At 48.3% G+C, this 10,930-nt stretch carries 7 protein-coding genes, 1 tRNA gene and 1 pseudogene; 6 read left to right on the top strand and 3 right to left on the bottom strand.

The window, feature by feature from the left end; translation table 11 throughout:
• Window positions 1–3,476, bottom strand: a pseudogene (locus tag ABJU74_RS04010) (hypothetical protein); the annotation flags it as partial.
• A 274-nt stretch (window positions 3,477–3,750) separates the two neighbouring features.
• Window positions 3,751–4,416, bottom strand: a complete 666-nt coding sequence (locus ABJU74_RS04005) for a PEPxxWA-CTERM sorting domain-containing protein (RefSeq protein ID WP_348382825.1) — start codon at window positions 4,414–4,416, stop codon at window positions 3,751–3,753.
• 389 nt (window positions 4,417–4,805) lie between these two features.
• Here ABJU74_RS04005 and ABJU74_RS04000 point away from each other — a divergent pair, with 389 nt between their 5' ends.
• From ABJU74_RS04000 to ABJU74_RS03975, 6 genes are all read left to right on the top strand, one after another.
• Window positions 4,806–5,354 carry an ECF-type sigma factor gene (locus ABJU74_RS04000; protein ID WP_348382824.1) on the top strand — a complete coding sequence of 183 codons (549 nt, stop codon included), beginning with the start codon at window positions 4,806–4,808 and terminating at the stop codon, window positions 5,352–5,354.
• Between the two features lie 3 nt (window positions 5,355–5,357).
• Entirely contained in the window at window positions 5,358–7,712 is a 2,355-nt protein-coding gene (locus tag ABJU74_RS03995) for a protein kinase (protein ID WP_348382823.1), read from the top strand.
• A 219-nt stretch (window positions 7,713–7,931) separates the two neighbouring features.
• Window positions 7,932–8,306 carry a VOC family protein gene (locus ABJU74_RS03990; protein ID WP_348382822.1) on the top strand — a complete coding sequence of 125 codons (375 nt, stop codon included), beginning with the start codon at window positions 7,932–7,934 and terminating at the stop codon, window positions 8,304–8,306.
• A gap of 90 nt (window positions 8,307–8,396) precedes the next feature.
• Window positions 8,397–8,537, top strand: coding sequence for a hypothetical protein (locus ABJU74_RS03985; RefSeq protein ID WP_348382821.1), 141 nt, complete (start codon window positions 8,397–8,399; stop codon window positions 8,535–8,537).
• Window positions 8,538–8,791: 254 nt separating this feature from the next.
• Window positions 8,792–9,913 carry an alpha/beta hydrolase-fold protein gene (locus ABJU74_RS03980; protein ID WP_348382820.1) on the top strand — a complete coding sequence of 374 codons (1,122 nt, stop codon included), beginning with the start codon at window positions 8,792–8,794 and terminating at the stop codon, window positions 9,911–9,913.
• 222 nt (window positions 9,914–10,135) lie between these two features.
• Complete coding sequence (locus ABJU74_RS03975; protein WP_348382819.1) at window positions 10,136–10,513, top strand: DUF1304 domain-containing protein; 378 nt, start codon at window positions 10,136–10,138, stop codon at window positions 10,511–10,513.
• 145 nt (window positions 10,514–10,658) lie between these two features.
• Here the strand turns inward: ABJU74_RS03975 and ABJU74_RS03970 are convergent.
• Window positions 10,659–10,748: transfer RNA gene (locus ABJU74_RS03970), tRNA-Ser, on the bottom strand.
• Window positions 10,749–10,930: the final 182 nt, after the last annotated feature.

The following is a 10,930-nucleotide window of genomic DNA, read 5'->3' as shown; positions in this document are numbered from 1 at the left end:
GCAACGCCGCCAGCGGTCAGAATAACATTGTCCGCATTTTGAATGGTAGAGATATCCAAATCACCACCGGAAGTGATTGTAGTTCCGTCGAGCGAACCAACCGTTCCAGTGAGTGCGACATTGCCTGCAGCATTGAGAATAACAAAGTCATTGCCATTATCACTGCCATCCAATCCACCGCGGACCGAACCGCCGGTGATGTTGTTCGCATCAATTGTGATATCACCAGCGCGCGTATTGGCTTCAATAAAGCTAACATCGCCGGCAATATCAATATCGAAACCGGTACCTGCGGTGATAGCTCCAAAAGCGATATCCCCGGTGGCATCAAAATTGGCAAAGCCGCCTAAACTAATAACGCCATTGCCAGCAACATCACCCGCTGTCGCGTTGAGCGTTAGATTGGTCGCGATATCGCCGTTGTTCAATTTCACAGACGTCCCGTTGACGATTGCCCCAGCGGCTGTGCTGTTAAGCGTATCGACAACAGCAACGCCGCCAGCGGTCAGAATAACATTGTCGGTATTTTGAATGGTAGAGATATCCAAATCACCACCGGAAGTGATTGTTGTCCCATCGAGTGATCCAACCGTTCCAGTGAGCGCGACATTTCCCGCAGCATTCAGTATGATAAAATCATTACCACCGTCACTACCATCTAATCCGCCACGGACCGAACCGCCGGTGATGTTATTCGCATCAATGTTGATATTGCCAGACTGAGTATTCGCTTCAACAAAAGTCACATCGCCGATTGTATCAATATCTATGCCCGTTCCAGCGTTGAACGACTCAATATTGATATTACCGGTTGCATTAAAGTCTGCGAACCCACCTATAGTGACCGTGTCATTGCCAACGCCGTCTATGGCTGTGGCATTGAGGGTCAAGCCCGCGGCAATATCTCCGCTATTTAAAATAACAGAAGGACCGGAGATGGTCACCGATCCAAAGGCAGTGTTGAGCGTATCAACAACAACGGCTCCGCTTGCATTCAAGAAAACAGAATCGGTATTTTGAACGGTTGCGATATCCAAATTGCGGCCAGCAGTGATTGTCGTGTTATCGAGTGAACCAACAGTGTCTGTAAGAGTAATATCTCTTGAAGCATTGAGCAAAATGAAATCATTGCCGCCGTCACTACCGTCTAAGCCGCCTCGGATGATTGCCCCAGTGATATCACCGTCGAGTGTATCAATGGTGATGTTGCCAGACCGCGTGTTGACTGTGGTGAAGTTTACATCTCCAGTTGTGCTGTCAATATCAAACCCGGTGCCAGCGGTGAATGTTTCAAAGGTGATATCACCGGTAGCATTAAAGTCTGCTAGCCCGCCTATTGTGACCGTGTCATTGCCAACGCCGTCTATGGTTGTGGCATTGAGGGTAAGGTTGGCAGCAATATCTCCGTTGTTCAAAATAACGGAAGCACCGTTGATGATTGCACCTTCGGTTGCTGTGTTGAGCGTATCAACAATAGCATTGCCCGTCGCGGTTAGCGTAACACTTTGGGTGTTTTGAATGGTTGCGATATTCAAATCACCGCCAGCAGTAATGGTTGTCCGGTCCAATGATCCGACAGTACCGGTGAGCGCCACGTTGCCAGCGGCACCCACCAAAATAAAATCGTTCCCGTTATCACTACCATCCAGACCACCACGGATAGATCCACCGGCGATGTTGTCAGCAAAAATGCTTATATTACCGGATTGCGTATTCGCTTCAGCAAAAGTGAGATCGGTAGCGGCGTTAATGGTAAAGCCCGTTTGGGCCAATCCGACCCCGAAATTTATATCGGTTTGGGAATCAAGATCAATAAATCCGCCCGCCGTCAAATCGCCTACATCGATTCTGACTGCGTTGATGACGATATTGCCAGGACTGACAATATCCATCCCGTCAACTATTTGCGGTGGATTTAATATACCAAGACTATCCACATCCCGGCTGATAGAAAATTCGCCATCAGTTCTGATGCTCGTGTTTCCACCCACAGAAAATTGATCCAAACCATCGAACGTTATAGCAAAATCGGCGATGCTGGTTAGGGAAAGATCATCAGAAAAATCTAGTGTTCCTGCGCTATTGGTAGCCAGGTCGCCACTTAAAGCTGCTGTGACGGCGGAAGTGAAGCCACCTGCACGGAATTCAATATTGCCGGAATGCGCTTGAACAGGATTGTCGGCGATATCGGGTATCGGTTCTTGCCTGTTATCAACAGTAACATTATACCCGGAACTAAGGACGACATTGCCGTTTTCGATGTTCGCCGAAACCGCTGGTTGGTAACCGATATTACCGCCCACCAACATTGTGAGAGCTGAATTTTTGGGAACAGCAACCATATAGATTGCCTGTGCATCTGTTCTCTCATTGGTACTGGCGGAGCCGGTGGTTGTTCCGCTGTGAACAATTCCATTGGCGTCGGCCGTGCCGCTACCCACGGGGATCGTTATATCGAACAAGCCCTTATCTATGGTTAGATCGGCTTGCTCGCTAGCGACATAGGCGACCGAACCGTTGACATCCACACTTCCGGCTTGTTCCACCCGCGACGCGACCACGGCCAGATAGCTCCCATTATTGACAGCATTTATTTGCGCCCCATTTTGGATCACGACAGCGGGGATGGCATATCCAGGCCCAATATCAGCACCGCGAAACCGAATTTCCCCTCTGTCCCCAAATAAGCCGTCTGTCGTGTCAATATCATTGGTAGTCAGCACAAGACTGCCAACGTCAAAAATACTGGTGGTACCGGCAATAATCCCGCCTGGGCTGTAGAACCAAATATTGCCGCCACGGGCACCATTAATATCACTTGTTACCGTGCCGTCGATCCGCACCGCACTGTCAAAGCCGGGTGTAAAGACGCGATTGAGCACGGTATAATCGGAACCATCTCCGGAGAACCGCAACCGACCACCGGCAGGAAGAAAATCGACTTGTGTACCCGCAGCTCCAGACACATTGGTTGTCCAGTTAATAATCGATTCCGGCGCAAAAACTGTTACCAGATCCTCATTTGCACCTGCCGTAAAATTAATTTTCCTATCATCATAAACAGCGGTTGCGCGGACATTGTTTCCGGCATTGCTGATAAAGGCTTGCGGCCGATCTACAGCCGGTACCGGCGTGCTGACCGAGATGCTATTCTGAATTGGAATTGTCGGCGCTGACATGTGAATATCGTGCGAGGCCAAATCCAAAGCCTGCAATTGCGATTGATTTTTAGCAACCATGGGGCCGCGGGCACTGCCAGGCATATCAATTGGGGAATGGCGAATATTCACACTGGGAGCGCCGACTTGCGCGTAAGCCCAATGCGGCACGCCGGCCAAAATTAGAGCGCATATCGCAGCCGAACCGCTGGCCAAAAGCTTGATCTTGTTGATACTGAAACCAGATTGGCGGATTTCTGGCGCATACGAATGATTTCGAGATCCAACGGTTAATTTTGACGCAGGTGACCGCAACATGGATTCTCCAAACAATGGTGCGGCCCAAAGATTACTATTTCGGAATTGCAATTCCTAAACAACAGAAAAATGGAGTAGCCGGATGAGGTTCCGACTACTCCTGACACCCGCTTGGCGTCACTTTTGACGAAATTAGCACGGGTCGCAGATTGCTAAATTCATCAAAAACCTTGTTCACCGTCAATTGCTTGGCAATCGACTTCTCCTCTCGAATAATCTTCGTTAATCCCCGTCAGATCACTCTAATGTGACCACCGGGCAAACTGTTGATCCTTTAAACATAGCTCACTTTTACACTAGTTTTGCGGCGACGCAGGGCGCTACCAACCAGGCCGAAACCACAGATCATCATTGCCCAACTGATGGGTTCTGGAACGGCGCTAACCTGCAGCGGGCTGAAACTAATGCCCGCTTCTTGTTCAGGTGCTCCAAAAATTGGCAGCAGGGTCGCGACCCGCGTATCGATCTCAATATTGGGATCCATTTCATCGAGGGAGCTTAACAAGGTGAGATCAAAGGTGACCTCGTTAAACTGCAATCCCGCCGTTAATGGCGTCGTGTTTGGTCCCAAATGGACAAAACTATTATCAAGGTTAGTATCGCTTTGGAAGAAAACCGAACTGCCGTTCAAGTTCAAGTTCAGATCGACGTCAACGGTCCGAATTGCAGATTGATCAAGTGCCAAGGCAAAAGTGAAATTCGGCGCAAAGTCATTTAATACAGTCCAGCCATTGCTGCCGGTTGCCGAAAGCGTGTACGTGATCATGTCACCGGCCACGAGATCAATTAATTGCAAATCATCGCTACCGGGCGCCAGCGTTGCCACGCCGCTGTCATCGTAATTTACATTATAGATAAAAGTCGCAGCTTGTGCTGGTGTCACCACAGCTGCGATCGCAACAGCCGAGCATATGGTCGCTAAGCTCTTCTGTATATTCATAGAAAATTCCCCTAAACTTATCATTCGAAAGATACGACCTCAGACGATAAGGCGTGAAAACGCTCAAAAACGGCTCAAAAAATTTAGAATTTTTTAACTATTGAAGATTTCTTCGAATTTCTTTGACCTGTTTTGCCCTAAATTCGCGCCAAGAGAGATGGGCAAAAAAGCCAAAGGCCGGAAAGATTCCAATGAACGAACATCGGACTGAAAATCATGTAAACCGTCCGGAGATGCTTCTCTTGCAGGCTTATTTTGCATCCTATGGTGCGCGGCTAAAATTTTGGTTTAACTTTCTCATTCTCTCGCTCTTGACGACCTCCCAACGACAAGTGTCTAGAAAAACATCGCAATCTGCAATAACGTGGCCAAAATTTGCGGGGTGTAGAATGTCGGGGGCATTAGACCATAAGGCGTTGATGAATGAATGGCAGAGCGGTGATCACCGTGCTGGAAACAAGCTATTTTCCGATCTGCAACAAGAACTCGAGTTAATCGCAGCTGCCAAATTGGCCGGTGAAAATAACTCATCATTGTCGACTGGCGATCTGATCAATGAAGCCGTTATCCGGCTTTCCAAGTTGAAAGAAATCGACCTGCAGAGCAAAGCCCATATCTTGGCTTTGGCATCGCGGATTATGCGCCAAGTGCTGGTCGATCAAGCGCGCAAACGCAATAGCGGAAAACGGGATCATGCCAAAGTTACGTTGGTCACTAATATTGGTGTTTGGGATCGTCCGATTGAACTTCTCACTCTAGATTGGTTGCTTGATGAATTGAAGACGATGGATCAAGAGCGCGCTGAAATTGTGGAAATGCGCTTTTTTGGCGGGATGTCGATCGCCGACATCGCTTTGGTGCTGGAAATGTCTGAGGCAACGGTAAAAAGACGCTGGGTATCTACACGGGCTTGGTTACATGATCGGTTGAAAGATTGAAATATGACAGGCTCTAAACCCTCAGTGGAACTGGCTGCAATGGAGCTGTTCGAACTAGCGATGGAACAAGCGCCCGAAGATCGTAAATCTTTCCTATCCAATTCCACTTCTGACGAGTTGACAAAAAAACGCGCGCTTCAGCTCCTAGAAGCAGATAAAAACTCTCTGATGTCCCTTCGCACCGGCGGCGCCAGCTCTCTGGATGAAGAAGTCGAAAATGCCCCAGAACAAATCGGAGCTTACCGCATATTAAGGCTATTGGGGCGAGGCGGAATGGGCTCTGTCTATATGGGAGAGCGGGTATCAGATGATTTCGATCATATTGTCGCTATTAAACTTATCAAGCCAGGATTACTATCTGATGCACTGGTCGAACGCTTTCGGCGCGAGCGACAAATTTTGGCGCAGCTCAACCATCAGCATATTGCCCATTTGCATGACGGCGGAGAACAGGAAGATGGTTCTCCTTACATTGTGATGGAATATGTCGATGGCATTTCTTTATCTCACTGGATCGAGGCACAAAAGCCTGATCTTGATCGGCGACTAAATCTATTTGCTCAAATTTGTGATGCCGTCGAATTTGCGCACCAAAATCTGGTAATCCATCGTGATCTTACTCCGAGCAATGTGCTGATAACCGAAGGAGATCAAGTCAAGCTGATCGATTTTGGCATTGCCCGACCGAAAGAAGAGGGAGATGATAGTCCAGAGGCCTCCACCTTTAGCGGCCTCAGTCTCACGCCCGGGTTTGGTGCACCGGAACGATCGCAAGGCGCGGAAGCAAATACCTTATCTGACATCTATTCACTCGGTCGTATCTTGCAGGTTCTAATCCGGGAGTTTGGCGAACAGGAACTAAACGCCATAGCGGCCAAAGCGGCCAGCAGCGCGCCGGAGGATCGCTATGCCACGGTTCGGAGTTTGAGTGATGATATCGCCAATTTTCGCAATGGTTTTCCGGTCGGAGCTCTTTCGGGTAGCTCAAAATATCGTTTTCGGAAATTTGTCATGCGCCAAAAATTTGCAGTCGGTGCAACCGCAGCAGTTATTCTGCTGCTTATCGCCGGTATCGGGGGAACGAGTTGGGCATATAGCCAAGCTGAATTTGCCCGGGCCGAAGCGGAAAGAAGATTTACGGAAACCCGATCCATCGCCAAAGTCATGTTATTTGAGGTTTACGATGCGGTCGACGCAGTGCCAGGCTCCACTTCAGCGAGGCGCCTACTGGCCAATACGTCACAACATTATCTGGATGCTTTGACCGCGGATCCCAATTCACCGGACACGGTTAAGCTTGAAGCGGCTACAGGCTATAAGCGACTAGCCGATGTCGTAGGAGGGGTAGGGCCCGGCACGCTTGGATTGCGCGAGCAAGCCTTGGCCAATTACGAACGCGCCGATCACATTCTCACCGCTCTATACGACGCAGACCCGGCCAATGAGGACGTTGCAATAGCGCTTGCTGAGTTGCGCGCTGAGCGCTCCAATACGATGGTTCACTTAACCTCAAAATTTGATCAGGGCCTTGTCTTTGCGCGATCCATTGAACCCATTCTGGATCGTGATTGTTCTGATCGCGACCGCTGTATTACAGCTCGTATAAAAGGTCTCGTAAACGAGGGGCAAAATTTGATGTGGTCGGAACGACAGCCGCCTTCCTTAGTCGCTTATGATCGCGCTCTGGTTGAAATAGACAAGTTAAGCGCTGCGGTTCGCAAGAAGGAAGAAACCGTCTTGATCGAAGCCAATATTTATCGATTAAAATCCAAAAATTATCACTTCCAGGACAAAAAACTCGAAACCGTCAAACAAGCGGATATTGCGCGGAGATTGCTTTCGAAAGCCATGGATGAGGGCAATAGTTCTCTGGCGATAGACCGCGCTTTGGCGGGGGTGGAGTTTATTCGAGGCGGAACGCTGGATGAGATTGGTCAAACGAAGAAAGCGCTGCCAGCGCTCAACACCTCTTACTCGATAATGAAGCGGCTAGTTGAAGCAGACAAGGATGATTTGGGAAGTTTACGTTTGCTAGCCATCGCGGGTGGACAGCGCGCTGTGACGCTTGCTTCGGCAGGAAAATATGAACAAGCGATAGAGGGCGGTAAGGCTGCATTGGCAATTCGCCAGCGCCTTTCGGACGATCATCCCGATCAATCTGGCTATTACCGAGACGTCGCAATTCAACTTAAAGATCTCGGAGAAATCTACAGACGGGCTGGCAGGCGAGGGGAGGCCTGTCATTATTTTCAGGCTTCGGTCACCCAATTTGACACGTTGGATCAGCGCTGGACAATGCGTGAGTTCGATCGAAACAGGCCTTATGCATTTGCAAAAAAATCATCAGAAGGCTGTTGAAAACTGGTTGAGTTAAGACGCGGCTAGTTCTTGAAATACGCGATGCTCTAACCAGGAGCGCAATATATATTGTGACCATCACGCTGCCTCTCCAATGGTCTGAACGGGTGAAACTATCGAAATCACCCATGTGGGTGACTTCCAATCCTACAAAAATCGTGGTTAGCATCTCTTCACCACATTAGAAATAGATACCCTGAAATCGGAAAGGAACATCCTATGCAACTTGGAAATTTCTCAATCAGCCTATCTGTCAAAGATCTGAACGCTTCGGAAGATTTTTATAAAAAACTGGGTTTTACAGTTTTTGGCGGAGACAAAGAGCAAAACTGGCTGATCCTGAAAAATGGCGACACTGTTATCGGATTGTTCCAAGATATGTTTCCCAACAATATGCTGACCTTCAATCCTGGTTGGAACAACGAGGCACAATCGCTGGAGGATTTCACCGATATTCGAGAATTGCAACGCAATCTAAAATCGCAAGGAATCGAATTCCTCAGCGAAGCAGAACCCGAGGGGCAAGGCCCTGCCAGTTTCATGCTCGCTGATCCCGATGGAAATCCAATATTATTTGATCAACATGTGAGTTGAATCATAGGGTTTTGGATCGAAAGAAAAGAGGTTTTTGGGCGCAAATACGGACATTGCGATACCCACCGAATAACTGAACATAAGGATCAGATGAACGACACGTTGCAGCCCTCTGTAGCCGCGCGTTTGAAAGACGTCGCAGATGCGCTCTACAAAGAATTTGTTGCTCCAATACCACCTGTGATCGAAGGCCACCCTTGTTGCAATGACACGCGGTATCGCACGGTCTGATATGCCAATAACGCGATGCTGGCATGCCGATGGTCATCGCGATTTTGGGAAGATGCATCAGCCGGATTAACCGAGCTGGTGCCAATCTTTTCCAACGACCATTAGATTGATCCTCGACGACATTCAATTTGGGAGGAAAGCCGTCGAGGATCCGACGAAATATATTGAGTGCTTTCTTTCGCCTGCCTCCAATAAGCACATTGAAAATTAACCCCGCCAGAAGGGACTAGTAAAATCGTGTTACTAAGATTCACATGAGTAACCATTTTTTCTGCAGGACAGTTTATTGGAATTTCTCTTACGAATGTCCGCTGTCGGGATTAAGCCGCCACATCGCTAATATCCGCTTTGAGCGCACGACCGGATGTGAAAGTGTGATAAACCTATCTGGCCTATATGGCTGGATATTAAGGATTGACTACAGCTATTCCTACCATCACACCCTAATCATGACAAAAATCTCAAGCATTTTCGCTGGCGCAATTTTTCTCTTTTCGGTTCAAAATTTCCAGGCATCAGATGCGAAAGCTCAGGCTGCAATCGAGGCACAACCGATAATATTCGGCCAACAATATCTCATACCATCCAAAATATATGGCGAGCCGAGAGAAGTGAATATTTATGTTCCGGATATCCCGGAGTGGGGCGAAGGTTATTTCGCTCGTCCACTGCCGGTCCTTTATCTCATCGACGGTGGAACAGACCAAGATTTTTATCATATAGCAGGACTGGCGCAATTGCCTTTGGTGAATGCCGAGCGTCAACCGACGATTGTCGTCGGAATCAAGACCCATAACCGTCGTCCTGAAATTAGCTATCCAGCAACCGATCCGCGATATCAGACTGAATTTGCGGAATGGCAAACTGCAAATGGAGATGATTTTCGTCGGCATATCGAAACGGAAGTTATGCCATTCGTTCAAGGAAAATTTGAAACCGGCAGAAAAGTGGTGATGGGAGAATCTCTCGCCGGGCTTTTCGTTATGGAAGTGTTCTTACGTAATCCTGATATGTTTGATGATTATGTCAGTATATCTCCCAGCCTCTGGTGGGATGATCGCTATCTGGCGAAAAATGCCAAAACATTCTTGGAAAAACACGATAGCGCTGACCGCCGTCTTTATGTGACGATGGCTAATGAAGGTGGCACAATGCAAAAGGGTTTGGACGAACTTTTGCTGGCGCTTACGGAAAGCCCGTCAAAGGGTTTGGAAGTGAATTACGTCGATCGCCGGAAAGAGGACAGGCACAGTACAATTTATCATCATAGCGCCAGAGAGGCGCTGAACTGGTTATTTGGTATCGAACCTGCCCCCTATGGTGAAACACCCTGGTATCTAATCGAAGGTGCAAATCCCGCATCTAAGGCAAATTAGCCGCCAATCGTGCAATCTCGAGGGTAGGGGAAGAAAAGTCGGCTTCGTGAATTTGCGCACCTTACTTTTTTTGATCCCAATGCCGTTCGCGGAAGAAGACAGACAATAATTCTTCAAACTGTCAGCCTCCATATTGCCGTCTCCATGAGTAGTCCAACTGCATGCCATTGTGCGTCAGAACAGAGCTCCTATAAGAACATATCAGCACGGGAGAATGATAATATGTCCAAACTCGCAGCGACTTTGATCGGGTTAATCGCGCTTCTGCATCTATATATTGCGTGGTTCGAAATATTTGCCTGGACGTCTCGTGGACCGGAGGTTTTTTCAAACTTTCCTAGGGATTTGTTCGAGCCCACCATCGCTATGGCAGCCAATCAAGGCCTCTATAATGCATTTCTAGCGGCGGGTCTCTTATGGTCTTTATTGATTAAGGACAGGCTCTGGCAACGCAAGGTCGCGACTTGCTTTTTGCTATTTGTGGCGGCGGCCGGCCTGTTTGGTGGGGTAACCGTGACGATGCGCATTGCGATAGTCCAAACTTTGCCGGCGGTCCTTGCATTATTATTCTTATATCTTCAGCCAAAAAAGACAGATTGACCGGAAGAAGGTTGAGCATAGGCTCCCCAAAATATGGGAAGATAAGCCTACAAATCTGAGAATATTGTAAGATTGCAGAAAGCATAGGTGTACCGGTTGCGCCGCAATTTCGGAAAAGCGCTACAAGCGTAATTTAGAAAATGGCTGGCGGACAGGGTGGGATTCGAACCCACGGAGAGCTTGCACCCTCGCCGGTTTTCAAGACCGGTGCATTCGACCACTCTGCCACCTGTCCGCGCGAGCCGAACGCCTCCTAGCGCCCTCAAATTAAAAGCGCAAAGAATTTATCGAATTATCGCAAAGCTGTAAAAAGATTTAAAATTTGGAATATCCGCCGATATGTTGTCTAGCTGCGATATTTAGGGATTCCCCTGCGGCTCGGTTTGTGCGACAACATGCTGAAGAAGGGAAGTTTTT

Source organism: Parasphingorhabdus sp. (genome assembly GCF_039982415.1).
Lineage (GTDB): Bacteria > Pseudomonadota > Alphaproteobacteria > Sphingomonadales > Sphingomonadaceae > Parasphingorhabdus.
The sequence above is the reverse complement of the archived record's forward strand: the minus strand, read 5'-3'. Positions and strand labels throughout refer to the sequence as shown.

What these genes read in the sequence shown, in the direction of transcription:
- ABJU74_RS04005 (WP_348382825.1), bottom strand. Translation starts at nt 4,416, where the DNA reads ATGAATATACAGAAGAGCTTAGCGACCATATGCTCGGCTGTTGCGATC.
- ABJU74_RS04000 (WP_348382824.1), top strand. Translation starts at nt 4,806, where the DNA reads ATGTCGGGGGCATTAGACCATAAGGCGTTGATGAATGAATGGCAGAGC.
- ABJU74_RS03995 (WP_348382823.1), top strand. Translation starts at nt 5,358, where the DNA reads ATGACAGGCTCTAAACCCTCAGTGGAACTGGCTGCAATGGAGCTGTTC.
- ABJU74_RS03990 (WP_348382822.1), top strand. Translation starts at nt 7,932, where the DNA reads ATGCAACTTGGAAATTTCTCAATCAGCCTATCTGTCAAAGATCTGAAC.
- ABJU74_RS03985 (WP_348382821.1), top strand. Translation starts at nt 8,397, where the DNA reads ATGAACGACACGTTGCAGCCCTCTGTAGCCGCGCGTTTGAAAGACGTC.
- ABJU74_RS03980 (WP_348382820.1), top strand. Translation starts at nt 8,792, where the DNA reads ATGAGTAACCATTTTTTCTGCAGGACAGTTTATTGGAATTTCTCTTAC.
- ABJU74_RS03975 (WP_348382819.1), top strand. Translation starts at nt 10,136, where the DNA reads ATGTCCAAACTCGCAGCGACTTTGATCGGGTTAATCGCGCTTCTGCAT.